This is a genomic window from Paracoccus sigandri (assembly GCF_003709565.1).
Taxonomy (GTDB): Bacteria; Pseudomonadota; Alphaproteobacteria; order Rhodobacterales; family Rhodobacteraceae; genus Paracoccus; species Paracoccus siganidrum.
In genome coordinates, this window is sequence record NZ_QNRC01000010.1 from 84,907 (window position 1) to 111,229 (window position 26,323).

Consider the following 26,323-nt stretch of genomic DNA (forward strand, 5'->3'; position numbering starts at 1 on the left):
GGTCAGGCCGCCTTCGGTTCGACGAACATCCGGCCGCGCATCTCCATGTGCAGCGCGTGGCAGAACCACTGGCAGTAATACCAGTAGACGCCGGGATTGGCCGCGACGAAGGTGATCGAGGCGGTCTGCTGCGGCCCGACCTCCATCGCGACGCCGTGATTGCCCATGGTGAAGCCGTGGGTCAGGTCGTCGATCTCGTCCAGGTTGGTGACGATCACCGTGACCTCGTCGCCCTCCTGCACGGTGAAGCTCTCGATCGAGAAGCTGGGCGCCACGCTGGACATGTAGACCCGCACCTTGTTGCCGTCGCGGATCACCTCTTCGGTCCAGTTGTCGATGTCGACGCCGTCCGCCTCGGCCTGCGCGCGGGTCTCGGCCCACATCGGGTCGTCGCGGTCCCAGACCGACTTGATGCCCGACAGGATCGAGGGGTGGACGGCGATGGCGTCATGCGGCTCGGCGAAGGTCGGGCCGTCATGGACCAGCACCATCTTGTCGCCCGAGATGTCGATCAGCTGGTCGTTCTCCGGCTTCAGCGGCCCGACATTCAGGAAGCGGTCCTTCGAGAACTTGCACAGGCAGACCAGCCAGTCGTTGGTGGCGTCCAGCGTCTCGCCCATCACCGTCTTCAGGTGGCCGGGCTGGTAATGCACGTCGATCTTGTCCTTGATCGGATCGACATTCTCGCCGGCATAGGCGCGGATCGCGTCCTCGATGTTCCACTTGACCACCTGGCTGTCCAGAAACAGCGAGGTATAGGCATTGCCGCGCCCGTCGAAGGCGGTGTGCAGGGGGCCCAGGCCCAGCTCGGGCTCGGCCACCACGGCGCTGCGCGGATCGGCGTCCTCATCGAAGATCGCGTCGAATTTCGTCACGTCCAGCACGGTGACGGTCGGCGACAGCTTGCCCGCGACGCACAGGTGGCGCCGGTCGGGCGCCATGTTGCAGCCATGCGGGTTGTTGGCGATGGGGATGTAGCGGGTCAGCTGGCTGTTCGCCTCTTTCCGGCCGTCCAGAACCTTGACGCCGTTGACCTCCTGATAATTCCCGGCCTCGATCGCCTTTTCGATCTCGGCGATGTTGAAGACGACGACATGGTCCATCTCGGCCTCGGTCATCTCGGCCAGGGTCATGCCCATTTCCGAGTTGTAGCTGGTCGAGAAGGCCCATTTGCCCTCGTAATCGGCATCGCAATTGTCCAGGTTGCCCGAGACCATCACCTGCCAGGCGACCTGCCATTCATCGGCGTCGATGGCGGTGAAGATGTTCACATAGGTCGACACGTCGTCCATGGTCGTGCCGTCGTTGATCAGCGGCGCCTCGTCCTCGCCGTTGCAGAACACATAGTTGCTGCGCGGCCATTTCTGCGGGCGCAAGCCGTGGATGCTCTTGGCATTGGGGATTTCCAGGATGGCGTCGCATTTCATCACGTCGGCCCGCACCCGCGCCGCGCGGGTATTGGCCTTGTCGTTCATGAACAGATAGCGGCCGTCATATTTCCCTTCGGTGAAGGACATGTGGACGTGGTGCAGATCGCCATTGTCGTGGATGCGCCTGCCATTGGCGGCAAGATGCTTCCGCGTCCGCTCGGTCATCGTCCGTTCGTGGATGCGGATCGATTCATTGGTGTGGCCCCAGCCGGTGGCCGAGCAGCGGTTGAAGACCGGCACCCGCAGCAGCTCTCGCATCGAGGGGATGCCGAGGATGCGCAGCTCTCCGGTCTGGCCCGAGGACCAGAAGCCGTAATAGTCGTCCAGCTGGCCGGGCGCGACGGCGCCGTCGGCCCCCGCCGCACGGGCCGCGCCGGTGGCGGCCGCGGTCGCGACACCGGCCGCGCCCAGACCCAGCGCCGCCGGGCCAAGCGCCAGCCTGCCGCCAAGCGCGCTGGCCGCGACCGCGCCGCTTGCCGTGGCGCCCAGCATGGCGCGACGGCTGAGACCCTTGTTCTGCTTCGATTCCATGACCGAACTCCTCTTGGTTAATGCTTCATGCGCGGCGCGGCATTGGGATGGCCGGCGGGCACCGGACCCAGTTTCGGGCCCAATTTTGGCGCCGGGCTTGCGGCGGCCTTTTCGCGCCGTTTCAGTTGTCTGATGACGACCGGACAGGTGGTCTCGGATTGATACAGCACCTGGCAATGCAGGCAGTTGATGCATTCGTTCGCGTTGATCTCGCCGGTCGGGTGGATCGACTGCACCGGGCATTGGTGCGCGCAGGTCTGGCAGGGATTGCCGCATTCGTGATAGCGCTTCAGCCAGTCGAACATCCGCATCCGCGCCGGGATCGCCAGGGCCGCGCCAAGCGGGCACAGATAGCGGCAATAGAACCGTTCGACGAACAGCCCGGCGATCAGCAGCGCCGCCGCATAGGCCACGAAGGGCCAGGCGCGGACGAAGTTCAGGATGATCGCGGTCTTGAAGGGCTCGACCTCGGCCAGATGCTCGGCCCTCTCGATGCTCATCAGCGAGACGCCGAAGAGGCCCAGGAAGATCATGTACTTGACCGGCCACAACCGCTCGTGCAGGCCCCATGGCAGGGTCCATTGCGGCACCCGCAGCTTGCGGGCGATCTGGTTGGTCAGTTCCTGCAGCGCGCCGAAGGGGCACAGCCAGCCGCAATAGGCGCCCCGGCCCCAGAACAGCAGCGCGGCGGCCACGGCGAACCACAGGATGAAGGTCAGCGGGTCCAGCAGGAAGGCCTGCCAGCTGAAGCCGGTCACAAGGCTTCCGAACAGCGCCATCAGGTTCACCACCGACAGCTGCGCATTCGCATACCAGCCCAAGAAAACCAGCGTGACCGTCAGGAAGCCCATGCGGAAGGCATAGAAGGCGCGCTCGTTCCTGACCGCGAAATGCTGGAAGAAGAACACCCCGGTCAGCACCGCCAGCATCGCCGCCAGCCCGGCGATCTTCGGCGTGGAATCGGCCCAGATCCGCCGCCACAGTTCCGATTGCGCGGCGCTTTCGTCGCGCTCGGCGATGGCGACGGCCTCGGCCGGCGGGGCGGCGGGGGCCACGGCGCGCAGATATTGCGGCGGCAGCCGATAGCCCAGGTCGAAGGTCTGGAAGACCTTCTCGATCGGCCCGACCTCGCGCTGCACCAGCAGCTGGATGCGGAACGGCCTGGCCGGGTCGAAACCGGCATCGGCGGGGATGCGGAACAGGTCCATCTCGGTGAATTCGGGCGCGCCATCGGCGCCGATCCCGCCCAGGCGGCGGTGGTCGCGGTCGCGGAACCGCACCGAGACATCGTCCTGGATCAGCACGATCCGGTCGAAGATGCCGCCGCGCACATAGCCCGAGCCCTTGAAGCTGTAGAGCCCGCGCCCCATCAGCGCGACCGCATGTTCGCCCTCGGCCAGCCAGCCCTGCAGGTTGGCGTGATCGGCGGCGTGCATCAGCGCCCGGCCGATGGCGGGCACCGAGACCAGCGCGGCCTGCATCTCGATGAAGGTGGTCTCGGGCGGCTGGCGCAGGGCGCGCGCGGCGGCGCGGGCGTCGGGATGGGCGGCGAAGGCGGCGTTGATCTGGCCCACGTCCAGCGACAGGCGGCGCAGCGTGCCGTCGCCCTCCATTCCCATCCAGTCGGCATGCGCTTCGGCCTCGGGGTCGATCTCGAATTGCGGGCCGGTATCGGCGATCTCGGGGCGCAGCCCGCCAAGGCCAAGCGCGCGGGCCACCCGCAGGCCGGAACGGATGATCGAATCGTCGATCACCATCACCGTCACCGTCGCGCCCGAGATGATGTCCACGTCATGCCCGGTCCCGCCCGAACGCGCCTCGGCCACCAGGTCGAGGCCCGCGTAACCCTCGACCACCGCCTTCATCCGGGCCTCGGGGATGCCGATCAGCACGATCGGCTCGGAATGCTTGACCAGCCGCACCCCGACCACCCGCGCATCCTTGTCCACCGCCACCAGCGTATGGATCGGCTTGCCGGAATAGCCGGTCGTGCCGACGAAATCCGAGGTCACGAAGGCCCAGGCGACGGTCTCGGCGCCCTTCAGCACCGGGGCCACCGCCAGGTCCTCGCGGATCGGGCCGAAGGCGTCGGCGCCGGGGACCAGATCCGCGGCCGTCTCGGAGGGCAGCAGCGTCTCCAGCACCGTCTGCGCCGCGACCGGCGTGGCCAACGCGGCGCTCAGCAGCACGAGGACGGCCAGCAGCCAGCAAAGCATCGGCCGGGCGGCGGCGCGGGTCCTGATCGGACGGGGATGGCCAGGGCGTGTCATGGCCCCGGTCTAGGCCGACGCGCCCCGCGCGATCTTTGCGGCCCGACAAACAAGCGCGTTTTCTTTTCCGCGATCCGCCGGCGGCGGAATTTGTCCCGGCGCAAAGACCGCAGGCGGCGCGGCCCACATGTTCGGGAAAACCGACGAGAGCATCCCATGCCCGGAAAGCACCTTGCCCGCTGGACGCTGAGCTGGTTCGCCAGTGCGCTGCTGTGCCTTGTGCTGGCGCTGGCGCTGGCATTGGTCGCCGCGCCCGCGCCCGGCGAATGGCGGCGGGGCGTCGGGCTGGCGCTGCTGCACCTGGCGGCGATCGGCTGGCTGAGCCAGGCCATGATCGGCGCGCTGATCCAGTTCCTGCCGGTCCTTCTGGCGCGACCGCTGCTGTGGCCCGGACTGTCGCTGGCCGCGCTGCTGCTGACCGGGCCGGGGGCGGGTCTGCTGGCCCTGGGCTTCCTGGGGCTGGAGGGCTGGCCGCCCGGCCTGACGCTGCTGGCTGTCGCGCCGCTTCCGCTGGGGCTGGCCTTCCTGCTGGTCATGACGCTGGCCGCCGGCCCGCTGGTCGCGGCGCGGGGCTGGCGGGATGCGACCGGACGCATGGTGATCCTGGCGCTGGTGGCGCTGGGGCTGGCCTGGCTTGGCGGCGCGGGCATGGCGCGGATGCTGGCCGGGGCCGGTGGTTTCACCCTGCCCGCCGACCTGCTGCCCTTCCATGTCACCCTCGGCGCGGCGGGCTGGCTGGGGCTGGCCGCCATGGGCGTCAGCTATCGGCTGTTCGCGATGTTCCTGCTGGCACCCGATCCCACCGGGCCGCTGCGCCCCGCCACCGCGCTGCTGGCCCTGCTGATGATCGCAGCGCTGGCCCTGGGCATGGCACGAGGCGCGGCTGGGGGCGCGGCATCCCCCGCCCTGGCCGCGATGGCCGCCGCCGCTGCCGTGGCGCTTCTGTATCTGGCCGATCTGTCGCGCCTGTGGCGCAGCCGCAACCGCCCGCGGCCCGAGGTGAACATGCGCATGAGCCGGCCCTCGCTGTGCTTTCTGGCGCTGGCGGCCGGGCTGGCGCCCTTCGCCATCCGACAGGGCGGCGCGCTGGCCGAGGCGGCGGTCTTCGCCGCGCTGATCGGCTGGCTGTCCACGCTGACGCTGGCGCAGATGGTCAAGATCGTCAGCTTCCTGACCTGGATCCAGATCTTCGCCCCGCGCATCGGCCGCGGCCCCCTGCCGCTGGTGCAGGACCTGGTCGATGAGCCGGCGGCGCGGCGCTGGCTGCTTCTGTGGTTGGCGGGGGCGGCGCTGGGAACGCTGGCGCTGCTGGCGGGTCAGCCCGCCGCGTTCCGCGCCGCCATCGCCTGCCTGCTGATCGCCGCGCTTGGCCTTCTGCGCCTGCTCTGGCAGATTCGCAGGCTGGCACGGCTGGCCCCCGGCCGGCATCCCGGCCCCCTGCCGCCGCTTTTCCTTCCCCCTCAGACGAAGGCCCAGCCATGAACATGACCACCGATCCGATCCGGGAACTGGATGTCCGCCCGATGCTGGCGGCGGGCGAGGAGCCCTTCGCCGCCATCATGGCCGCCGTCAAGGCCCTGCCGCCCGGCACCGCGCTGCGCCTGATCGCGCCCTTCCGGCCCACGCCGCTGTTCAGCGTGATGGCGCGCATGGGATTTGCCGCCGCGCCCGCGCAGCGACCGGATGGCGACTGGGAGGTGCTGTTCACCCCCGCGCCGCTTGCCCCGCCCGAGCCCGGCCTGGCCCCCGGCAGCGCCCCCGAAGCGATGTTCTGGCCCGATCCGCTGCAGTCGCTGGACCTGACCGGCCTGACCCCGCCCCAGCCGATGCTGCGCATCCTCGATGCGCTGGCGGGGATGGCGCCGGGCCAGGTGCTGTTCGCGCTGCTGGACCGCGAGCCGCTGCTGCTGTTTCCCGAACTGACCCAGCGGGGCCATGAATGGGCCGGCAACCACACCTCTGACGGCGCCAGCTACCGGCTGCTGGTGCGATGCGGGGATACGGAATGACCGGCGCCGCACCGGACAGGCTGGCCGAGGTCCGGGCGGCGCTGGCCACGGTCATCGACCCCGAGACCGGCCACGACCTGGTGGCGATGGGCATGATCTATGCCGTCGAGCTGGAGGGCGATCTGCTCCGCGTGACCATGACCACGACGATCCGCGGCTGCCCCATGGCCGAATTGCTGCGCGCGGGCGCCGAGGCCGCGTTGGCCGGGCTGCCGGGAATCGCGCGGGCCGAGGTCCGCCTGACCTGGGACCCGCCCTGGACCCCGGCGCGGATCGGCGCGGGCATCGGGCTCTAGGCCGGGGCGGCGGGCGGTTGCCGATGCGCGGCCGCTTGGCCCTTCCAAACCCCGGCATTCGCGGGCATCAAGGGGGCGGCAACATCAAGAGGCTTCCGCGTGGCGGTCGACATCACCCTGCTGCAGAAACTGCCGCTGTTCCGGCAGCTGGACGGGCCCGTGCTGTCCCGGCTGACGGCCCGCGCGACGACGCGGCGCATCCCGCGCGGCGCCTCGGTCTTCGAACAGGGCGGCAAGGCCTCCAGCTTCTATCTGCTGCTGGAAGGGCGGCTGAAGGTCACGCAGGTCACGGCGGACGGCCAGCAGGTCATGGTGCGCGTGGTCCATCCGGGCGATCTGTTCGGCTTCGCCCGCGCGCTGAACCGCCCCGACTATCCCGGCACCGCCCGCGCGGCGGTGGACAGCCTGGTGATCGGCTGGCCCATGTCCGACTGGGACGCGCTGGTCGAGACCAATCCCCGCCTGGCCATCAACGCGATGCAGACCATCGGCCAGCGCCTGGACGAGGCCCATACCCGCCTGCGCGAGATGTCCACCGAAGAGGTCGAGCGCCGCGTCGCCCATGCCGTGCTGCGCCTTGCCCAGCAGGCCGGGCGGCCCGAGGGCGAAGGGGTGCGCATCGATTTCCCGATCTCGCGCCAGGACATCGCCGAGATGACCGGCACCACGCTGCATACCGTCTCGCGGATCATGTCGGGATGGGAGGGCCGGGGGCTGGTCCGCGGCGGCCGCCAGCGGCTGACCCTGATCGATGCGCCGGGGCTGCGACAAATTGCCGATCCCGAATCGTGAAATTCGCGGCGGCTGTTTGACATCGCGCAAATTGCCGGGCGCCGCGACGGGATAGACAGGCGCCACCGGGGCCCCGATGGCCCCGTCAAAAGGAGCGCATGATGACCCCCCGAAACTTCTTCCTCGCCACCGCCATGGCCGCCCTGACCGGCCTTGCCGCCCTGCCCGCGCTGGCCGCCGAGCATGAGGTGCAGATGCTGAACCGCGGCGAGGCCGGCCCCATGGTCTTCGAACCCGCCTTCATCCGCGCCGAGCCGGGCGACGTGATCCGCTTCCTGCCCACCGACAAGAGCCACAATGTCGAGTCGATCAAGGAAATCCTGCCCGAGGGCGTCGAGGTCTTCAAAAGCCGGATCAACGACGCCTTCGACCTGACCGTGACCGAGGCCGGGCTCTATGGCGTGAAATGCACGCCGCATCTGGGCATGGGCATGGTGGCGCTGATCCAGGTGGGCGAAGGTCCGTTCGATCTGGAAACCGCCCAGACCGTGAAGCTGCCGAAGAAGGCGCGCGAGCGGCTGGACGAGGCGATCGCCCAGGTGAACTGAGGCGCGATCGGGGCGGCGGCCGTTCCCGGCGCCGTCCCCCTCTCCTCTTCCCGAAAGGCCCATCCCGATGTCCGCAGCCCTCAACCCGCTGCAGCGCAGCATCGCCTGCCGGTCGCGCCTGCTGGCCACCATGCCCGAGGACCTGCGCGCCGCGCTGCTGGACCGCGCCCGCATCAGCCGCCATATGCGCGGCGACGCGGTCTTCCGCCAGGGCGATGCCGCCTCGGCGATCCATATCGTGGCTGAGGGCTGGGTGAAGCTTTACCGCCTGACGCCCAACGGCACCGAGGCGGTGGTCGGCGTGATGACCCGCGGGCAGAGCTTCGGCGAACCCATCGCCCTGCGCCGCGCCGCCTATCCGGTCTCGGCCGAGGCGGTGACCGAGGCCACGCTGATCGCCCTGCCCGGCGCGGCGATCCTTGCCCATCTGGCCGACCGGCCCGAGGCGGCGATCTCGATCCTGTCGGCGACCCTGCTGCATCTGCAGGGCCTGGTCGAGCAGATCGAGCAGCTGAAGGCCCGGTCGGGGTCGCAGCGCGTGGCCGAATTCCTGCTGGACCTGTGCCCGCCGGGGGCCGAAAGCGCCACCGTCACCCTGCCCTATGACAAGGTGCTGATCGCCGGGCGGCTGGGCATGAAGCCCGAAAGCCTCAGCCGCGCCTTCGCCCGGCTGCGCGACCATGGCGTGCGCGTGCAGCAGGCCAGCGCGACCATCGCCTCGGTCGGGGCGCTGCGCCGGCTGGCCCATGCCGATCCGGCGGATGCCTGGGCGCGCACGCCGTAAGCCGAAAGGCCGCATCACGCCACCAGGTGGCGATAGATGTCGGGCAGCGCGGCGGTCAGCCGGTCCGGGTCGCGGATCACCGAAAATCCGCCCTGCCCGAAGATGCGCGGGAACCAGACCTGGCCGCCTTGGTCGATGGTGATGCCATGGACCGCATGGCCCGCCCGCCGCGCCTCGCGCACGGCCATGGCGCTGTCCTCGATCCCGTGGCGGCCCTCGTAATGGTCCAGGTCATTGGGCTTGCCGTCGGTGATGACCAGCAGCAGCCGCCGCGCCCGCGCCTGTTCCGCCAGCCCGGCCGAGGCATGGCGCATCGCCGCGCCAAGCCGGGTATAGAAGCCGGGGCGCAGCGCGTGGATGCGGCCCTCGACGGCGGCGCCCATCGGCTCGTCGAAGCGCTTGCAGCCATGGATCCAGACCCGGTCGCGGCGCAGCGAGGAAAAGCCGTCGATGGCGAAGCGGTCGCCGCAGGCATGCAGGCCCCAGGCCAGCGCGGTCAGCGCCTCGCGGGCGATCTCGATCACCGGGCGGCCGGTGACGGCGGATTCGGTGGACCGCGACACGTCCAGCAGGATCGAGACCGCCAGGTCGCGCTGTTCGTGCCGCGCCTGCCGCCAGATCCGGTGGCTGCCCTGGCCCATGGCGCGCAGATCGGTCAGCGCGCGCAGCGTGGCATCGAGGTCCAGCTCGTCGCCGTCGGGCTGGGCGTGGCGGATCACGCGGGCCGGGCGCAAAGCCTCGAACTGGCGGCGCACGGCGCGGATGCGTCGGCGGGCGGCGGGATCGAGGCCGGGCGCGCCGGGCGGGGCCGCGACCGGGGCGGCCAGCACCCGGCAATGATCGGGCAGCCATGTGCGGCGGCGCGAGTCCCATTCGGGATAGGTGAAGGCGCCCGCGATCCGTTCGCGGTCCACGTCCTCGGGGGCAAGGTCCAGATGCAGCTTTAGCTTCGTCGCCGGCGCCTTCGAGATCTGGCCAAGCGCGATCTCCTCGTGGTCTTCGGCGGCCTTGCGGGCATTCTCGGTGTCGTCGTCCTCGACCCGGCGATTGACGTTCAGCGCCTCGGCCCAGGACAGCATCGCCTCGAACTTGTAGAGGATCAGGCTGTCCTTGCGCTCGACCTGATCGGCCCGCATCCGCCGCGCCCGCCGCATCGCGGCATCGGTGCCTTCCTCGGGGGTGCCGTCGGTTGCGATGTTCGCGACTTCCGTGGCGAAGGACGCAGCCGGCCCGCGCAGATCCGGCCACAGCGGCACCGGCAGCGCGGCGCGATAGCCGCGCGGCGCGCGCCAATGGTCGGGGATATGGTCCAGCGCGCGGACCAGCGCCGGATCGGCGGCACCGGGATCGCCCAGCAGGTGGCGGATCAGCGCCTCGACCTGCGCCTCGGTGCCCGGCAGGCGGGGCCGCCGGCGCAGCGCCAGATGGGCCGAGGCAAGCCGCCGCCACAGCGACGCCAGCCCCGGCGCGGCGGCCAGCGTGGCGCGGATCATCGCCCGGCCCGCCGCGATATCGGCCAGGTCGGCGCGGAAGGGATCGGCCTCCGGGTGCCGGTCGGGGGCATGGGCCGCCGTGGCCGCCAGCCACAGATAGAGGTCCCCGTTCAGCGCGGGATCGGGAAAGACGGCCAGTTGCGCGGGCAGGCGCAGCGCCTCGCCGTCGAAAGCGGCGCGGGCGATGCGTTCGGCGGGCGTGGCCAGGCGGCGCAGGAAGGACAGCCGGTGGCGGCTTTCCTGATCGGCGACGGGTTTCAACTCTACCGCCGGATCGCCGCCAAGCCCGCGAAACATCAGCCCGATGCGCGGGCGCATCGCGTCGAAGGCCACCCCGGCCTCGGGAAAGCGGGCGGGCGGGTCGAAGCGGCTGGCCAGCCCGTGCCAGATCTTGCCGACGGTTTCCTCGGGCTCCCATGGGGCAAGCTCGGCCATGGTGCTAGCCCGCCAGCGCCGCGACCAGGTCCAGCAGGCCCGCGCGGATCTCGGGATCGTCGGTCAGGGGCTCGATCATGGCGATGCGCACCGCCCGGTCGAAGCCCATGCCGCCCGCGATCAGCACCGCCGCATAGACCACCAGCCGGGTCGAGACCCCTTCCTCCAGGTCCTGTCCCTTCAGCGCCCGCAGCTTGCCCGCGATCCGCACCAGCAGCGTCGCGCGGCTTTCGTCGATCCCGCTTTCGCGCATCACCACCGGCACCTCATGCGCCGGGGCGGGGAAGCCCAGGTCGACCGACAGGAACCGCTGCCGGGTCGAGGGCTTCAGCGTCTTCAGGATGTTCTGATAGCCGGGGTTGTAGCTGGCGACCAGCATGAAGCCGGGGCCGGCATGAAGCTCTTCTCCGGTGCGGTCGATGGGCAGGATGCGGCGGTCGTCGGTCAGGGGGTGCAGCACGACGGCAACGTCCTTGCGGGCCTCGACCACCTCGTCCAGATAGCAGATCGCGCCCTCGCGCACGGCGCGGGTCAGCGGCCCGTCGACCCAGACGGTTTCGCCGCCCTTCAGCAGATAGCGGCCGATCAGGTCGGCGGCGGACAGGTCGTCATGGCAGGCCACCGTATGAAGCGGCCGGCCGATGCGGGCCGCCATATGGGCCACGAAGCGGGTCTTGCCGCAGCCGGTCGGGCCTTTCAGCAACAGCGGCAGGTGGCTGGCATGAGCGGCGGCGAAGATGTCGCATTCGTCGCCCTGCGGCAGGTAGAATGGGGCGTCATGGCCGAAGGCTTGTCCGTCCATGGCCGTCACTCCGCCGGCGCGCGGATCGCCGGGCCGGGGGCGATCACCTCTCGGCGCGGGACCAGCGCGGCATAGATGAAGAGCAGCGCCCCCAGCACCACCGCCACGCCCGAGCCGAGGCGCATCCAGTAGAACAGCACGATCTCGTCCTGCACCTCCATGTAATACATGCCCATGACGCGCTGCAGATGGGTCTGGATGGTGCCCGCGAAGGTCAGCACGAAGGTCATGAAGACCATCCCCGAGGACATCAGCCAGAAGGCCGCCATGTTCAGCACCTGGTTATAGGGATCGCGCCCCTTCAGGATCGGCAGGGCATAGGTGAACAACGCCAGGTTCAGGCAGACATAGGCGCCGTAGAAGGCCAGGTGCCCATGCGCCGCCGTGACCTGCGTGCCGTGGGTGTAATAGTTCACCCCGTGCAGCGTGTGCAGGAAGCCCCAGACCCCGGCGCCGAAGAAGGCCAGCACCGCGCAGCCAAGCGACCACAGCAGCGCCGCCTTGTTCGGATGGTTGCGCCGCCCCTTCCAGACCATCACGAAGGCGAAGGCCATCATGGCGAAGAACGGCACCACCTCGAAGGTCGAGAAGATCGAGCCGATCCATTGCCAATAGGCCGGCAGGCCGATCCAGTAATAGTGGTGCCCGGTGCCCAGGATGCCGGAAAACAGCGCCGTGGCGACGATGACATAGAGCCATTTCTCGACCACCTCGCGGTCGACGCCGGTCAGCTTCAGCATCAGATAGCCCAGGATCGAGGCCATGATCAGTTCCCACACGCCCTCGACCCACAGATGGACGACGTTCCACCAGTATTGCTTGTCCAGCGCCAGGTTCGGCGGGTTGTAGAAGGCGAACAGGAACAGCAGCGCCAGCCCCCACAGCCCGATCAGCAGCACGGTCGAGATCGTGGTCTTGCGCCCCTTCAGCACCGTCATCGAGACGTTCCACAGGAAGATCAGCGCCGCCACGACGATGCCGATCTTGACCCAGGTGGGCTGTTCCAGGAATTCGCGGCCCTGCCGGCCCAGCAGGAAATTGCCCTCGAACAGGTTGAACAGATAGGTGACCACGACGCCAAGCGTGCCGACCACCAGGATCGCCAATTGCACATAGGCCAGCGGCACCGAATGGATCTCGCGCTCGGCCTCTTCGGGGATCAGGAAATAGGCGGCACCGAAGAAGCCGGTCAGCAGCCAGACGATCAGCGAATTGGTGTGCAGCATCCGCGCGACGCTGAAGGGCAGGATCTCGGACAGGAAATTCGGCTGGACATAGATATAGCCCAGGACCAGCCCCATCGAGACCTGCACGGCGAACAGTCCCAGCGCCACGTAGATATAGGCCAGCGCGACGCGTTGAGATGCGTATTTCATGGTTCTCTCCTCAGCCGGCGTCATTGGGCGGCCAGCCCTGCGTGTTGATGCGGCTTGTCCAGATCAGGAAATCCGACAGGGCGCGCATGTCCGCGTCCTCCAGGTGGAATTGCGGCATCTGGCGGCGGCCCTCGATGCCGGTGGGCTGCGCCTCCATCCAGCCCTTCAGCACCTCGAAGGCGGTGTCGGGATCGTCCTGCACGCCCCAGCGGACCATGACATTGCCCAGCTCGGGGGCGAAATAGGCGCCCTCGCCCAGGATCGAATGACAGTTCACGCAGGCCTTGGCTTCCCAGACATGCTTGCCGCGCGCGACGCTGTCGGTCAGGCCCGCGCGGTCGGTCGAGACGTTCACGATATACCAGTGCCCATGTGCGAACAGGGCAACGAAGACGAGGATGAAGAACAGGGACCCGCCGTAGAAGATGTTCCGGGCCCTGCTCTTGGTCAGAACTTCGCGCATGGCGGATGACCCTTGTGGCAAGTGGCTGTCCCCAAGGGTCTGGCCCCGAAGCCCCGCCGCCGCCTTAACGAAAGTCAAGGATGGCGGATTTTCGGCGCGCCATGCTGCGGCATCGGATGGGAAGGGAATGGGCGATGCGGCAGGGTTGGCCGGTCTGGAAGCTTGCGCTGCTGCTCTATGTCTTCGTGGCGGCGGCGGTGGCGATCAACCTGTTCCTGCTGGGGCTGCTGGTGCGCTATGCCGGAGGCCCCGCCATCGCGCCGGTCCCGGCGCTGATCGCCGCCCTGCCGCTTGGCCTGCCCGCCACCTGGGCCGCCGCGCGCTGGGTGCGCGGCCTGCTGGACGAGGCGGCATCATAGGCTGTCCCTGCACGGCAAGGGGCGACGGTTTCCCGCCGCCCCTGCCTTGTCGCGGATCGGTTCGGGGCCTATTCGGCCGCCGCCCGCGCCTGTTCCAGCCAGCCGTCCACGGCCTCGCGATTGTCGGCGATCCATGCCGCGGCCTGCGCCTCGATATCGGTATCGCCGGCATTCATGGCGGCGTTCTGGGCGAAGATGTCGGTCAGCGGGATCTCGGCCGCTTCCAGCAGCGCGCGCACGGCCGGATTGTCGTTCAGGAACTCGCTGTTGACCACCGGCACGATGTCATTGGCCGGGAAGCCCAGCCGGCAGGGATCGTTCACGCAGCCCTCGACCCCTTCGCGGGTGGCGGCATCGGCCAGTTCCATCAGGTCGCCGGGCAGGTCGACCTCGGGCACCTCGATCCAGACCACGTCCTCGCCGGGGACCAGCTCGTTCACCGTCCAGTTCGGCGTCCAGGTATAGAAGAAGATCGAATCGCCGCCCTGATAGGCCGCGACCGCATCCGCCATCGAGGCCGCATAGCCCGCCTTGATCGGGTTCACATGGTCGCGCAGCTCGTAGGCGTCCAGGTGATGCTCGATATTGACCTCGCAGCCCCAGCCGGGCGGACAGGCCACCAGATCTGCCTTGCCGTCGCCGTCGCGGTCGAAGGCCTCTTTCACGTCGTCGCGCTGGAAATCGGCCAGCGAGGTGATCTCCAGCCGCTCGGCCGTGGCCTTGTCGACCAGATAGCCCTCCAGCGCGCCGCCGCGCGCCACCGCGCCGACGATCTCGGCCCCGGATTCGAAGGCCGGGCGATAGGTGTTGTGCAGCGGGAACCAGCCGTCCACCCACATTGTCACGTCACCGTAGGCGACGGATTCGTAGAAGGCCGGATTGTCCAGCGTCATGGTGGGAGCCATGTCATAGCCCAGTTCGGCCAGCAGCTGGCGATAGATTTCGGTGTGGAACCAGCCGGTATCCCAGGTCGGCTGGGCCATGGTGACGGTCTTGCCCGCGCCGGGCTGGTCCTGCGCCATCGCGGCCGGGGCGCCCGCCATCACGGCGCCCGAGATCATGGCGATCGTGCCAAGGGCGGTAAGGGTTCTTCCGAGACGGAACATCATCCTGGTCTCCTCCATGTGCTGAATTCCGGATGGACGGGCCGGAAGGCCCGCCCGGTGAGACGGACAGGTTCAACCTGCCTTCTTGGTTTCGGCGGCGGCAGAGCTGCCGCGCAGCCGAAAGAGGTTCGCAAGCGCCTGGCCCAGCGACAGCTTGCCGACATTGGTGCGCTCGGCCAGGCCCTGGGTGATCCGGTCCAGGACGATGGCCAGGATGACGATGCCCACGCCGCCCGCGGTCGCGCCGCCGACATCCAGCCGCCCCAGCCCGGTATTCACCACCAGCCCCAGCCCGCCCGCGCCGATCAGCGCGGCGATGACCACCATCGACAGCGCCAGCATCAGCGTCTGGTTCAGCCCGGCCATGATCGTGCGCAGCGCCAGCGGCAGCTGCAGGTCCCACAGCATCTGCCAGCCGGTCGAGCCGAAGGCCTCGGCCGCCTCGATCAGGTCGCCGCGCACGTTGCGGATGCCCAGGTTGGTCAGCCGCACGACCGGGGGCAGCGCGAAGACGATGGTCGCGATGATCCCCGGCGCCATGCCGACGCCGAACAGCATGACGATGGGCACCAGGTAGACGAAGGACGGGATCGTCTGCATGATGTCCAGGACCGGCCGCATGATCCGCCAGACCGTGTCCGAGCGGGCCGCCAGGATCCCGGCGGGAATGCCCATCACCGCGCAGAACAGGACCGAGGTGACGATCATCGCCAGCGTCGTCATGGTGTCGTTCCACAGCCCGATCATGTCGATGAAGGCAAAGCCCAGCAGGGTGAAGATCGCCATGCCGCGCCCGGCCGTCTTCCAGGCGGCGGCGGCGAAGGCGGCGGTCATCACGATCATCGGGACGAAGCGGAAGAACGTGTCCAGCCAGCCCAGCACCGTGCTGATCGGCACCTGCGCGGCGCGGAAGGTCGGGCGGAAGTTCGGCACCAGCCAGCCGCGCACGAAGGCATTGACCCAATCGTCGAAGGGCAGGGTTGCAAGGTCAGCGGGGCTGATCATCGGTCTCCTCCGTGATGGGCGCGGGGGCGGCGGCATCGGCGGGGGCGGCATCGCCGGACAGGTGGGCCAGCACGTCGCCCGGCTGGACCACGGCCAGCAGCCGGTCGCGATCGTCCGTCACCGCGATCGGCAGCCCCGCCCCGGCCGGACCATAGAGGTCATGCAGGCTGGTCCCGGCGCTGGCCGTGGGGAATTCGGTGATCATCGCCTGTTGCAGGGTGGTGGGCGCCGCACCGCCCTCCAGCTCCGAGGCGGCGAGGTCGCGATAGGTGACGACGCCCGCCACGCGCTCGCCCTCCATGACGTAAAGCGCATGGGCGCCGCCCTGTTCCATGATGCGCAGCGCGTCACGCACGCTGGTGCCCTGCAGCGGGATCGTCACCGGCGCGCTGCAGACATCGTCGGCGGTGAACACCCGCCCGCGGTCGATATCGGCGACGAAGGCGGCGACATAGTCGTCGGCGGGCGCGGTGACGATTTCCTGCGCGGTGCCGGTCTGGACGATGCGGCCGTCCTTCATGATGGCGATGCGGCCGCCCAGCAGCAGCGCCTCGTTCAGGTCGTGGGTGATGAAGACGATGGTCTTCTTCAGCGTCTTCTGCAGGTTCAGCAGCTCCATCTGCATCTCGCGCCGGATCAGCGGGTCCAGGGCGCCGAAGGGCTCGTCCATCAGCAGGATGTCGGGTTCGGCCGCCAGCCCGCGCGCCAGGCCGACGCGCTGCTGCATCCCCCCCGACAGGTCCGAGGGCAGGCTGTCCGCCCAGGGCGCCAGCCCGACCTGTTCCAGCACCTCCAGCGCGCGGGCGCGGCGCTGCGCCGGGGGCACGCCGCGCACCTTCAGCCCATAGGCAACATTGTCGGCGACCGTCCAATGCGGAAACAGCGCGAAATGCTGGAAGATCATCGAGATCTTCTGCCGCCGGATCCGCCGCAGCGCGGCCTTGTCGGCCTGCGCGACATCCTCGCCATCGATCAGGATCTGGCCGGCCGAGGGCGTGATCAGCCCGTTCAGCATCCGCACCAGCGTCGATTTCCCCGAGCCGGACAGGCCCATGACCACGAAGATCTCGCCCTCTTCCACCTGGAACGAGGCGTCCTGCACGCCGACCGTCGCCCCGGTGGCGGCAAGGATCTCCTGCTTGCTCTTGCCCTCGCGCAGCAATTGCAATGTCGCCGAGATATTGCCCCCGAAAATCTTGAACAGGTGACTGACCGACAGCTTCGTCTGCATGAGGCTCCGTCTTCAGACCCGGATAGCAAGCCGGCGGATGCCGGCCGCGCGTGAATGAAGGCCCCGCGCCGATACCGGCGCGCCCCGAACGGAAACCGTCGCGATCCCCGAGGGCGGGACGCTCCAGGATAGGCGCCCCGAAACCTGCCTATCCCCCGAGGCTAGAGTCAAAGCCGCCGGAAAACAATAGCATCGGGCGGCGGATCCGACCCGCCGCGCCTGCCCTTCGGCCGCCGGTCAGCCCGGCCAGTCCAGATAGGCCTGCGTGCCGCCATTGCGCGCGGCAGCCAGTGCCGCGCGCGGATCGATGCGCGCCGCCGCCGCCGCACCGTCGGACAGCACCTTGACCAGGGCGTCGCGCACCAGTTCCGCCTGGCCCTGCATCAGGTTGCAGGGATCCAGCTGCAGATAGCCCTTCTCGACCTCGTGGCCGCGGATGACCAACGGCGGATCGTTGCGCCCGAAGGCTTCGGCGAATTGCGCGGCCGAGGCGCCCGCGACGCCGGGATCGATCCAGACCTGCAACCGTTCCAGCGGATTGCCGGTCGGGTCGGGGATGCGGATCGGGGTGATGCCCGGCAGGTCCGCGATCGCCGCCTGCCACATCTGCAAGGCGCGGGTTTCCTCGGCTCGGACGGCCTCGTGGTCGCGCTCCATCCATTGCTCCATCGCCGCGATGGCGCCCGCGATGCTTTCCTTGCCGATCTTCATGCCCCGGCCGATGCCGATATTCTGCAGATAGGCCGCGCGGACCAAGTCCCGCGCCCCCGCGACGATGCCCGAGGTCGGCCCGCCCAGGAACTTGTGGCCCGAATAGATGGCGATGTCCGCGCCGCGCGCCAGAAGCCCGGTCAGGTCGTATTCCGACGCCGCATCGACGATCACCGGAACGCCGCGGGCATGGGCGATCTCGATGAAGGTCTCCAGCGGGATCATCCCGTAATCGACGACGTGATGGGACACCACATACAGCGCGGCGGCGCAGGTTTCGTCCAGCGCGGCCTCTAGCTGGTAATCCTTGGCCAGCGTGGACTGCCCGACGATCCGCACCCCGGCCCCCGCCAGCGCGATGGCCTGCGACACCGGCGCGCCGTATTCGCACAGATGCCCCATCTGCACCGCCACATGCCGGCGCGGGCCGGGATCCATGGGCAGGGCCTCGGCGCGGGCTGGGTCCATGCCGGTGATGCAGCCCGCCACCGCCAGGGTGATCCCGGCGCTGGCCGAGGCCGTCAGGAACCCCGCCTCGGCCCCGGTCAGCCGGGCGATCACCTCGGAGGCGCGGGCCTGCATCTCGTGAATGCGGGCGAAGCGCGGCATCGCGGCAGCGGTCGCCCGCGCGACGCGTTCCGTGGCGATCGAGCCGCCCAGGGAGGTCATCGTGCCCGAGACATTGACCAGCCGGCCGAAGCCCTGCGCATCATGCCATGACCAGTCGATCGGATATTCAGTGTTTCTATTCATGGGGAAGCCCTTCAGTTCTTGTGCTTGGTTCCATAACTGCGTAATCTCCACCAAAACGGTGGAAGGCGCGATGAGCGAAGAAGCGATCGGGGACGTCGTCGGGACGGCATTGGCGGAAACCGGGGCGGCCGCGCGGCGGTCGCGCACCAGCGGCATCGACCGAACGCTGCAGATCCTGGACATCCTGACCGAACGGCACCAGCCGATGACCGCCTACGAGCTGGCCAAGGTGACGGGCGCGCCGCCCTCGACGGTCTACAAGCTGATCGACGAGCTGAGCGACCGCAGCATGCTGTCGCGCAGCGGCGACGGCCGCGTCTGGCTGGGGCCGCGGCTGATGCGCTATGGCCTGGCCTATCGCGCCCGGATGAGCGCCTTCAGCGAGGCCGAGCGCGCCATGTTCGCGCTGAACGAGCGGGTCGGCGAGATGGTGCAGATCTGCGCCCGCGACGAGGGCATGATGCAGGTCGTGGCGATGGCCGAGGGCTCGACCGGGCCGTTCCGCGTGACCTCGGACGTGGGCACGCGGGTGCCGCTGAACTGGACCGCCTCGGGGCGGCTGCTGGTCGGGCATCTGCCCGACGAGATGCGGCTGGCGGTGTTTCGCGATTGCGCGCGCCCCTCGAATACCGGCCTGGCCGAGACCGACCCGGCCCGGCTGGCCGAGATGTCGCGCGCCGATTTCCTGGAAGGGCTGTCGGTGCAGATCGACACCTCCGAGGACCAGGTCGCCTGCATCGCCGCCCCGATCCGCGGACAGGACGGCGCCTGCCAGCTGACCCTGTCGGTGGTCATGCCGAAGCATCGCGTCGCCGACAAGTTCGACCTCGTCTCGCGCGAAGTGCGCGCGGCGGCGCGGACGGTGGAAAGGGCGCTGGGGCTGCATCACCGGGACTGATCCGCAGCTGGGCCGGCCATCTCGAAGATCGCCTCGATCTCGACCGAGATGCGGTTGGGCAGCGACCCCACCCCGAAGGCCGAGCGCGCATGCGCCCCCGCCTCGCCGAAGACCTGGGCCAGCAGGTTCGAGGCGCCGTCGATGACATAGGGGTGGCGCTCGAAATCGGGTTCGGCATTGACCATGCCCAGAAGCTTCACCACCCCCGCCACGCGGTCCAGAGAGCCAAGGCTGTCGCGCAGCGCGGTCAGGATGTTCAGCGCCACCAGCCGCGCATGTTCGCGCGCCTCCTCGGCGCTGATCTCGCTGCCGACCTTGCCGCGGATCAGCGTGCCGTCCGCGCGCACCGGCCCCTGCCCCGACACATAGATCATGTTGCCCGCCCGGCGGACATTGCGGAACGATCCGATCGGGGACGGCGCGGCCGCGGGCAGGTCGATGCCCAGGGCGGCCAGGCGGGTTTCGGGGGTGATCGCCAAAGGCTCAGTGTCCATAAAGTTCCTCGGTTCGCTTGCAATAGCTTTGGTGATGGGCGGAAATCGTCCGGGCCTGAGGCGCGCCGGCCTCGCATCCGGGCGCGGCATGGGGGCAGCGGGTGCGGAAGACGCAGCCCGAGGGCGGGGCCAGCGGGCTGGGAATGTCGCCCTGCAGCAGCTGCCGGTTGCGCGCGGCGCGCGGATCGGGCTGCGGAATGGCCGAGGTCAGCGCCCGCGTATAGGGATGGGCCGAGGCGCGATGCACCCTGTCGGTCGGCCCGATCTCCATCATCCGACCCAGATACAGGACCGCCACCCGGTCGCAGAGATAGTTCACCACCGACAGGTCATGGGCGATGAACAGCATCGTCAGGTTGCGCCGGTCGCGCAGTTCCAGCAGCAGGTTCAGCACCTGCGCCTGGATCGACACGTCCAGCGCCGAGACGCTTTCATCGGCGACGATGAATTCCGGCTCCAGCGCCAGGGCGCGGGCGATGCCGATGCGCTGGCGCTGGCCGCCGGAAAAGGCATGCGGCCAGCGGTTCATGTGATCGGCGCTGAGGCCGACCTCTTCCAGCAGCGCGGCCACCCGGTCGCGGCGATCCGTGCGGCTGCCGATGCCGAAGGCGCGCAGCCCCTCGGCGATCAGGTCGCCGACCTTCAGCCGCGGGTTCAGCGACGACATCGGGTCCTGAAAGATGATCTGCATGCGCCGCCGCATCTGCCGCATCTCCTCGGCGCCAAGCGCGGCAATGTCGGTGCCGTCGAAGCGGATCTGGCCGCTGGTCGGCTGGATCAGGCGCAACAGCGCGCGGCCGAGCGTGGTCTTGCCGGAGCCGCTTTCGCCCACCAGCCCCATGATCGAGCCGCGCGGGATGTCGAAGCTGACATCCTCGACCGCGTGGACCGTGCCCGCGGGGGTATGAAAACGCTTGGTCAGGTTGCGCACCTGCAAAAGGGGCCCGGTCATGCGGCCTCTCCGGCGAAGTCGAAGATGCAGGCCGACAGGTGGCCGGGCGCCTTGGGTTCCAGCGATACGGGTTCGCGGCAGGCCGGGCGGGCATGGGGACAGCGCGGCGCGAAGGCGCAGCCCGGCGGCAGCGCGCTCAGCGGCGGAACCGAGCCGGGGATCGGCACCAGCCGGTCGTCCGGCCCCAGCCCCTCGCGCGGGATCGAGGCCAGCAGGCCCCGCGTATAGGGGTGGCGCGTGCGGTCGAACAGGTCCAGCACGCCGGCCTGCTCGACCACGGCGCCGGCATACATGACCGCCACATCGTCGGCCATCTCGGCGACCACGCCCATGTCATGGGTGATGAACAGGATCGACATGCCCAACTCCTTCTGAAGCCGCCGCATCAGGTCCAGGATCTGCGCCTGGATGGTCACGTCCAGCGCCGTCGTCGGCTCGTCCGCGATCAGCAGCGCCGGGCGGCAGATCAGCCCCATGGCGATCATCACCCGCTGGCGCATCCCGCCGGACAGCTCGTGCGGATAGGCGTCGACGCGGGCCGCCGCGCCGGGGATCTCGACCAGCTCCAGCATCTCGATCACCCGCCGGCGCCGTTCGGCCGCGCGCAGATCCTGGTGCAGCAGCAGCATCTCGCCGATCTGGTCGCCGATGGTGAACAGCGGGTTCAGCGAGGACATCGGCTCCTGGAAGATCATCGAGATGCCGGGGCCGCGCAGCGCCCGGAACCCGGCGCCGTCCAGCCGCGCCAGATCCGTGACCCTCCCGTCGGGGGTGCGGAAATCCAGCCGTCCCGACAGGATCCGCCCCGAGGGCGGCAGCAGCCCCATCAGCGCCAGCGACGTGACCGACTTGCCCGAGCCGCTTTCGCCGACCAGCGCCAGCGTCCGCCCCCGGCCGAGCGTGAAGCTGACGTCGCGCAGGGCCGCGACCCTGGCCGTGCCGCGGCCGAAACCGACGCTGAGACCCTCGACCGACAGGATGGTGTCGCCGGGCGTCCGCATTGCCTCCCGATGCCCCGTCATGGCGTCACCTCCCCGGCGGCAGGCGGCGCGCGGCGGGCCGGGCATCGTCGCCCAGCACCGTCAGGCGCGGCTCGAACACCTGCGCCAGCACCATCCGGTTGGCCTGGCTGTCCATGACCTCGATGGCCGCGTCCTGCAGATCGAAGGCGGTGAAATCCGCGCGCATTCCCGGCGCCAGCCCGTCCCCGCCCGACAGGCCCAGGACCGAACGCGGCGCGGTGGTCGCGGCGCGGACGCAATCCTCGAAGGGCAGGCCCACGGCCAGCAGCTTGGACATGGTGGTCGCCATGTCCTGGACCGGGCTGTCCATCGAGTTCCGGTGCAGGTCGGTCGAGATCGAGAAGGGCCGCAGCCCGTCGGCGATCGAGGCGCGCGCGGTCTGGAAATTGAACGAGGCGCCGCCATGGCCGATATCCATCAGGATGCCGCGCCCGGCCAGTTCGCTGGCCTGGCGGAACAGCGCCTCGGTATCGCGGATCGAGCCCGCCGGCTTGCCGTTGAAGCAATGGGTGACGATGTCGCCGGGCGTCAGGATGTCGAACACCTCGTCGATCAGCGGGGGCGGCTCGCCCACATGGACCATCAGCGGCAGGTCGACCATCTCGGCCACGCGCTTGGCGATCTTGGCGGGCGTGATGCCCCAGCTGCCCACGATCACGCCCGAGGCGCGGACCTTGATGCCGCAGATCACGTCGCGGTTCGCCTCGATCACGGCCAGCGTGCGGTCGATGTCGATCGAGCGCCAGTCGGTCAGTTCCGGCACCCGGTTGCAGGCGACAAGGCCGATCGAGCCGATGTTCAGGAAGGCCCGGATCGTCTCGCTGGCGGGTTCGATGACATATTCGCGCAGCCCGTGAAAGCTGGCCTCTCCGGCCGATCCGGCATCGGCCATGGCGGTGACGCCGGTGGGCCGGCCGGCTTCCCAGGCGCGGATCGAGATGTCGGTGCCGCCATGCCAGACATGCACATGCAGGTCGCACCAGCCGGGCGACAGCCACGCCCCCTTCAGGTCCAGCAGCTCGGCGCCCTCGACCGGCCCGGCCGCCACCCGGCCGGCCGCATCGACGAAGATCCGGTCCGGGGCGCCGTCGAAGCCGACGGGTTTGAAATTCGTCAGTGTCAGCGGCATTCAGGTCTCCTTGGCAAGTTTCGGGTCCAGCGCGTCGCGCAGCCCGTCCCCGACGATCTGCAAGGACAGGACCGAGATCGCGATGGCGAGGCCGGGAAAGAGGATCAGGAAGAAGGCGTTGTCGATATATTGCCGCCCCTCGTTCACCATGATGCCCCAGGTGGGGGTCCGGGGATCGACGCCGACGCCCAGGAAGGACAGGCCCGCCTCGGCCAGCATGGCATAGGCGAAGATGAAGGTGGCCTGGACCAGGATCGGCGACAGGATGTTGCGCAGCACATGCGTGACCATGATCGTCGGCGTGCGCGTGCCAAGCGCGCGGGCGGCCTCGACATAGGGCAGCTCGCGGATGACCAGCGTCGAGGCGCGCACGATCCGGGCGATGCGCGGCGTATAGACGATCGACAGCGCAAGGATCACGTTCGTCATCGAGCCGCCGAAGATCGCCACCAGCGACAGGGCCAGCAGGATGTCGGGAAAGGCCATCAGCGCGTCGATCAGCCGCGACAGCGGCGTGTCCAGCCGCCGGAAGAAGCCCGCGACCAGCCCGATCAGGATGCCCGCGGCCGAGGACAGCAGCGCCACCCCCAGCCCGATGCCCAGGGACACCTGCCCGGCGACCAGCAGCCGGCCCAGAAGGTCGCGCCCGAAGGCGTCGGTGCCCAGCAGGTGGTCGCCCCCCGGCGCGATCAGCCGGTTGCGGACCGACATCCCGCCGATCTCGGTCACGCCCAGGGCGGGCAGCAGGAAACAGGCCGCGATGATCGCCAGGAACACCGCCAGCGCGACGACGCTGGAGGGGCGCTGGAACAGCAGCTTGCGGAAACCGGGGGCCGCGACGGCGGCGGAAGCGGGGCCGGACATCAGTATCTCACCCTCTTGTCGACGACCAGATAGAGAAGATCGGTCGCAAGGTTCACCAGCACGTAAAGGCCCGCGACCACGATCAGCGTGCCCTGGATCACCGGATAGTCGCGGCGCAGCACCGCGTTGACCACCAGGTTGCCCATGCCCGGCAGGTTGAAGACCCGTTCGGTCACCACCGCGCCCGAGACCAGCAGCGCGAAGGTCAGGCCGATCACCGTGATGATCGGGATCCCGGCATTCTTCAGCGCGTGGCGCAGCACCACGCGCCGCTCGGTCATGCCCTTGGCGCGGGCGGTGCGAACGTAATCCTCGCCCAGGATGTCCAGCATCGAGGCGCGGGTGAAGCGCAGGATCAGCGCCGAATTGGTGATGCCCAGGGTGATCGAGGGCAGCACCAGGTGCCGCATCCGCTCGGCAAAATCCGCCCCCGCGCCGCCATAGCCCGAGGCGGGGAACCAGCCCAGGTCGGTCGCCAGGTAGCGCTGGAAGATCAGCCCGGTCAGGAAACTGGGCACCGAGGCCGCCAGCATCGCCGAGGTGATCGACGCCTGGTCCAGGAAGGATCCGCGCCGATAGGCGGCCCAGATGCCGACCGGCGTGGCGATGACCAGCGCCACCATCAGCGAGAACAGCGCCAGGAAGATCGTCGGTTCCGCGCGGTTCGCCAGGACCGTCAGCACCGGCTGGTTGAAGAACAGCGAACGCCCCAGGTCGCCCTGCAGGGCATTGCCCAGGAAGGTCGCGTATTGGACCAGGATCGGCCGGTCCAGCCCCAGCCGGCCGCGCAGCGCCGCGACCTCGTCGGGGCTGGCATCCGGTCCCAGCATCAGCGAGGCCGGATCGCCTGGCGCCAGCCGGACCAGCACGAAGGCGATGGTCAGGACCAGGAAGATGACGACGATCATGCCGACGAGACGGCGAAGAAGATAGCTGCGCATGGGCCTGCTCGATGCGTTGCGACATCCGTCCCGGCCGCCGCGGGGCGGCCGGGTCCGTCTTGGGGATCACTCGGCCCGGTGGGCGTTCCAGAAGGCCGGCCAGGGCGAGGGATGGACGCCCTCCAGCCCCCGCGCCTTGCCCTGCAGCGCGTTGAAATTGCCGATCTTGATCATGCCGACATCCTCGAAGACGCGCTGCTGCAATTCGGCATAGATGGCCTGGCGCGCCTCGGGGTCGGTCTCGGCGGTGAAACGGTCCAGGATCTCGTTCTTTGCCGGGTCGTCCCAGCCCTCGCGGGCGGTGGAGAACAGCGACGAGGTCAGGGCGGGTTCCGGCAGGAAGGGCGAATGGGTGATGTGGATGTCCCACAGGTCGGGATTGTCGCGGTTCTGCGCCAGCGTCGCCCAGTCCACCACGTCCAGCTGCACGCTGAACCCGGCCATTTCCAGCGCCATCCGCGCGACCTCGGCCATCTGGTAATGGAACTCGTATTGCCGCGAGGTCAGGATGCGCAGCGGCTGGCCGTCATAGCCGGCCTGTTCCAGGTATTCGGCCGCCTTTTCGGGGTCGTTCAGGTTGTAAAGCTCGGTCCCCGCATCGCTGTGCCAGGCCCAGCCCTCGGGATAGAGCGCGCCGTCGGTCTGGAAGAACTTCTCATCCCCGAAGGCCGCGAACAGCATGTCGTCATAGGGCAGCGCGGCCTGCACGGCGCGGCGGATGTTGGGGTCCGTCATCAGCCCCTTCTTGTGATTGACCGCGAATACCGGCCAGCCGAAGGCCTCCAGCAGCACCGGCTCGGCCACGTCCGAGGCCGCGATGCGGTCGTAAGCCTCGGTGGACAGGCTGTCGGCATAGTCGAACTGGCCCGACAGCAGCCCCTCGATCCGCGTATTGGTGTCGGGCACCGGCACGAAGCGGATCTCGTCGGGGGTCTGGTTGCGCTCGCCCGCCTCGGTGCCGGGCTTCGCATAATCCTCGAAGCGGACAAGCTGGACATACTGGTCGGGCTCATGCGCCTGCAACCTGTAGGGGCCGGTGCCGACCACCTGGTCGATCTCGGGGGCGATGATCTCCTCGGGATAGATCGCCGCCGCCGAATTCGAGAAGGCCAGCAGCGACAGAAGCGGCGCATAGGGCTCGTCCAGCGTGATCGCGACCTCATGGGGCCCGGTCGCCTCGATCCGCACGATATTGTCGGCAATGGCGATGCCGCGGCTGGCGACGTCCTTCCAGCGTTCCAGCGAGGCCACGACATCGGCGCTGTCCATGGTCGAGCCGTCATGGAAGCCGACGCCCTCGCGCAGCGGGATGGTATAGGTGGTGCCGTCCTCGCTGATCGCCGGCATGTCGGCGGCCAGCAGCGGCACGACGGCCCAGCCCTCGTCGAAGGTATACAGCGTCTCCACGACATGCTGGGTGACGATGCTGACGACATCCTTGGTCGACAGCATCGGGTCGAAGGTGTCGGGATCGCCGATGATGGCGACGTCGACGGTCCCTTGTGCGGCAAGCGGCCCGCCGGCGCAGAGTGCGATCACGGCGGCGCTGGCCCGGCAGGTGGCACGGAATGTCATCTGAGGCTCCCTGTATTCTCTTATAATGTTGTATAGTCCGCAACAACGAGTAAA

Annotated in this window: 25 protein-coding genes; 8 read left to right on the plus strand and 17 right to left on the minus strand. The window is 69.0% G+C overall.

The window, feature by feature from the left end:
- Positions 1 to 2: 2 nt before the first annotated feature.
- Together nosZ and C9E82_RS11185 are read right to left on the minus strand one after the other, a co-directional pair.
- Entirely contained in the window at positions 3 to 1,961 is a 1,959-nt protein-coding gene (gene nosZ / locus C9E82_RS11180) for a TAT-dependent nitrous-oxide reductase (RefSeq protein WP_119900904.1), read from the minus strand.
- Positions 1,962 to 1,978: 17 nt separating this feature from the next.
- A complete protein-coding gene (locus tag C9E82_RS11185) occupies positions 1,979 to 4,177 on the minus strand; it encodes a NosR/NirI family protein (protein ID WP_119900903.1) in 2,199 nt (732 codons plus the stop codon).
- A 210-nt stretch (positions 4,178 to 4,387) separates the two neighbouring features.
- On the opposite strand from C9E82_RS11185, the gene C9E82_RS11190 reads away from it, so the two are divergent.
- The 6 genes from C9E82_RS11190 (at position 4,388) to C9E82_RS11215 (ending at position 8,660) form a co-directional block, all read left to right on the plus strand.
- Complete coding sequence (locus C9E82_RS11190; RefSeq protein ID WP_119900902.1) at positions 4,388 to 5,713, plus strand: hypothetical protein; 1,326 nt, start codon at positions 4,388 to 4,390, stop codon at positions 5,711 to 5,713.
- The gene (locus C9E82_RS11195) at positions 5,710 to 6,240 is read left to right on the plus strand and encodes a DUF2249 domain-containing protein (protein ID WP_244936016.1); all 531 of its coding nucleotides are present in this window, start codon (positions 5,710 to 5,712) and stop codon (positions 6,238 to 6,240) included. The genes C9E82_RS11190 and C9E82_RS11195 overlap by 4 nt, the downstream gene beginning before the upstream one ends.
- Positions 6,237 to 6,536, plus strand: a complete 300-nt coding sequence (locus tag C9E82_RS11200; protein WP_119898734.1) for a metal-sulfur cluster assembly factor — start codon at positions 6,237 to 6,239, stop codon at positions 6,534 to 6,536. Before C9E82_RS11195 ends, C9E82_RS11200 begins: the two co-directional genes overlap by 4 nt.
- 99 nt (positions 6,537 to 6,635) lie before the next feature.
- Positions 6,636 to 7,328, plus strand: coding sequence for a Crp/Fnr family transcriptional regulator (locus C9E82_RS11205; RefSeq protein WP_119898735.1), 693 nt, complete (start codon positions 6,636 to 6,638; stop codon positions 7,326 to 7,328).
- A gap of 101 nt (positions 7,329 to 7,429) precedes the next feature.
- A complete protein-coding gene (locus C9E82_RS11210) occupies positions 7,430 to 7,876 on the plus strand; it encodes a pseudoazurin (RefSeq protein WP_119898760.1) in 447 nt (148 codons plus the stop codon).
- Positions 7,877 to 7,943: 67 nt separating this feature from the next.
- The gene (locus C9E82_RS11215; RefSeq protein ID WP_119898736.1) at positions 7,944 to 8,660 is read left to right on the plus strand and encodes a Crp/Fnr family transcriptional regulator; all 717 of its coding nucleotides are present in this window, start codon (positions 7,944 to 7,946) and stop codon (positions 8,658 to 8,660) included.
- 14 nt (positions 8,661 to 8,674) lie between these two features.
- On the opposite strand, the gene C9E82_RS11220 is transcribed toward C9E82_RS11215, so the two are convergent.
- The 4 genes from C9E82_RS11220 to C9E82_RS11235 are packed head-to-tail and all read right to left on the minus strand — an operon-like array spanning position 8,675 to position 13,229.
- Positions 8,675 to 10,588 (minus strand): nitric oxide reductase activation protein NorD, encoded by a 1,914-nt coding sequence (locus C9E82_RS11220; RefSeq protein ID WP_119898737.1) that lies wholly within the window; start codon positions 10,586 to 10,588, stop codon positions 8,675 to 8,677.
- A gap of 4 nt (positions 10,589 to 10,592) precedes the next feature.
- Positions 10,593 to 11,390: a CbbQ/NirQ/NorQ/GpvN family protein gene (locus C9E82_RS11225; protein ID WP_119898738.1), complete on the minus strand. Its 798-nt coding sequence runs from the start codon at positions 11,388 to 11,390 to the stop codon at positions 10,593 to 10,595.
- A 5-nt stretch (positions 11,391 to 11,395) separates the two neighbouring features.
- The gene (locus C9E82_RS11230; protein ID WP_119898739.1) at positions 11,396 to 12,766 is read right to left on the minus strand and encodes a cbb3-type cytochrome c oxidase subunit I; all 1,371 of its coding nucleotides are present in this window, start codon (positions 12,764 to 12,766) and stop codon (positions 11,396 to 11,398) included.
- Positions 12,767 to 12,776: 10 nt separating this feature from the next.
- Positions 12,777 to 13,229 (minus strand): c-type cytochrome, encoded by a 453-nt coding sequence (locus C9E82_RS11235; protein WP_119898740.1) that lies wholly within the window; start codon positions 13,227 to 13,229, stop codon positions 12,777 to 12,779.
- Between the two features lie 134 nt (positions 13,230 to 13,363).
- Here C9E82_RS11235 and C9E82_RS11240 point away from each other — a divergent pair, with 134 nt between their 5' ends.
- Positions 13,364 to 13,588, plus strand: coding sequence for a hypothetical protein (locus C9E82_RS11240; RefSeq protein ID WP_119898761.1), 225 nt, complete (start codon positions 13,364 to 13,366; stop codon positions 13,586 to 13,588).
- A 68-nt stretch (positions 13,589 to 13,656) separates the two neighbouring features.
- Here the strand turns inward: C9E82_RS11240 and proX are convergent, their stop codons facing one another.
- The 4 genes from proX to C9E82_RS11260 form a co-directional block, all read right to left on the minus strand.
- Positions 13,657 to 14,697, minus strand: a complete 1,041-nt coding sequence (gene proX, locus C9E82_RS11245) for a glycine betaine/L-proline ABC transporter substrate-binding protein ProX (RefSeq protein WP_205962185.1) — start codon at positions 14,695 to 14,697, stop codon at positions 13,657 to 13,659.
- A gap of 69 nt (positions 14,698 to 14,766) precedes the next feature.
- Positions 14,767 to 15,699 carry an ABC transporter permease gene (locus C9E82_RS11250; RefSeq protein WP_119898741.1) on the minus strand — a complete coding sequence of 311 codons (933 nt, stop codon included), beginning with the start codon at positions 15,697 to 15,699 and terminating at the stop codon, positions 14,767 to 14,769.
- Positions 15,683 to 16,930 carry a quaternary amine ABC transporter ATP-binding protein gene (locus C9E82_RS11255; RefSeq protein ID WP_119898742.1) on the minus strand — a complete coding sequence of 416 codons (1,248 nt, stop codon included), beginning with the start codon at positions 16,928 to 16,930 and terminating at the stop codon, positions 15,683 to 15,685. Before C9E82_RS11255 ends, C9E82_RS11250 begins: the two co-directional genes overlap by 17 nt.
- Before the next feature lie 237 nt (positions 16,931 to 17,167).
- The gene (locus C9E82_RS11260) at positions 17,168 to 18,394 is read right to left on the minus strand and encodes an aminotransferase class V-fold PLP-dependent enzyme (RefSeq protein WP_119898743.1); all 1,227 of its coding nucleotides are present in this window, start codon (positions 18,392 to 18,394) and stop codon (positions 17,168 to 17,170) included.
- A gap of 70 nt (positions 18,395 to 18,464) precedes the next feature.
- Between C9E82_RS11260 and C9E82_RS11265 the strand changes: the two genes are divergently transcribed.
- Positions 18,465 to 19,292 carry an IclR family transcriptional regulator gene (locus tag C9E82_RS11265; protein WP_119898744.1) on the plus strand — a complete coding sequence of 276 codons (828 nt, stop codon included), beginning with the start codon at positions 18,465 to 18,467 and terminating at the stop codon, positions 19,290 to 19,292.
- On the opposite strand, the gene C9E82_RS11270 is transcribed toward C9E82_RS11265, so the two are convergent.
- From C9E82_RS11270 to C9E82_RS11295, 7 genes are all read right to left on the minus strand, one after another.
- Positions 19,280 to 19,786 carry a RidA family protein gene (locus C9E82_RS11270; protein WP_119898745.1) on the minus strand — a complete coding sequence of 169 codons (507 nt, stop codon included), beginning with the start codon at positions 19,784 to 19,786 and terminating at the stop codon, positions 19,280 to 19,282. The genes C9E82_RS11265 and C9E82_RS11270 overlap by 13 nt on opposite strands.
- Positions 19,776 to 20,738: an ABC transporter ATP-binding protein gene (locus C9E82_RS11275; protein ID WP_119898746.1), complete on the minus strand. Its 963-nt coding sequence runs from the start codon at positions 20,736 to 20,738 to the stop codon at positions 19,776 to 19,778. Before C9E82_RS11275 ends, C9E82_RS11270 begins: the two co-directional genes overlap by 11 nt.
- Positions 20,735 to 21,760 carry an ABC transporter ATP-binding protein gene (locus C9E82_RS11280; protein ID WP_205962186.1) on the minus strand — a complete coding sequence of 342 codons (1,026 nt, stop codon included), beginning with the start codon at positions 21,758 to 21,760 and terminating at the stop codon, positions 20,735 to 20,737. Before C9E82_RS11280 ends, C9E82_RS11275 begins: the two co-directional genes overlap by 4 nt.
- A 4-nt stretch (positions 21,761 to 21,764) precedes the next feature.
- Positions 21,765 to 22,889 carry an amidohydrolase family protein gene (locus C9E82_RS24490; protein ID WP_183154066.1) on the minus strand — a complete coding sequence of 375 codons (1,125 nt, stop codon included), beginning with the start codon at positions 22,887 to 22,889 and terminating at the stop codon, positions 21,765 to 21,767.
- A complete protein-coding gene (locus C9E82_RS24495; RefSeq protein ID WP_183154067.1) occupies positions 22,890 to 23,753 on the minus strand; it encodes an ABC transporter permease in 864 nt (287 codons plus the stop codon).
- Entirely contained in the window at positions 23,753 to 24,694 is a 942-nt protein-coding gene (locus tag C9E82_RS11290) for an ABC transporter permease (RefSeq protein WP_119898747.1), read from the minus strand. Before C9E82_RS11290 ends, C9E82_RS24495 begins: the two co-directional genes overlap by 1 nt.
- 66 nt (positions 24,695 to 24,760) lie before the next feature.
- Entirely contained in the window at positions 24,761 to 26,269 is a 1,509-nt protein-coding gene (locus C9E82_RS11295) for an ABC transporter substrate-binding protein (protein WP_119898748.1), read from the minus strand.
- Between the last annotated feature and the right edge of the window lie 54 nt (positions 26,270 to 26,323).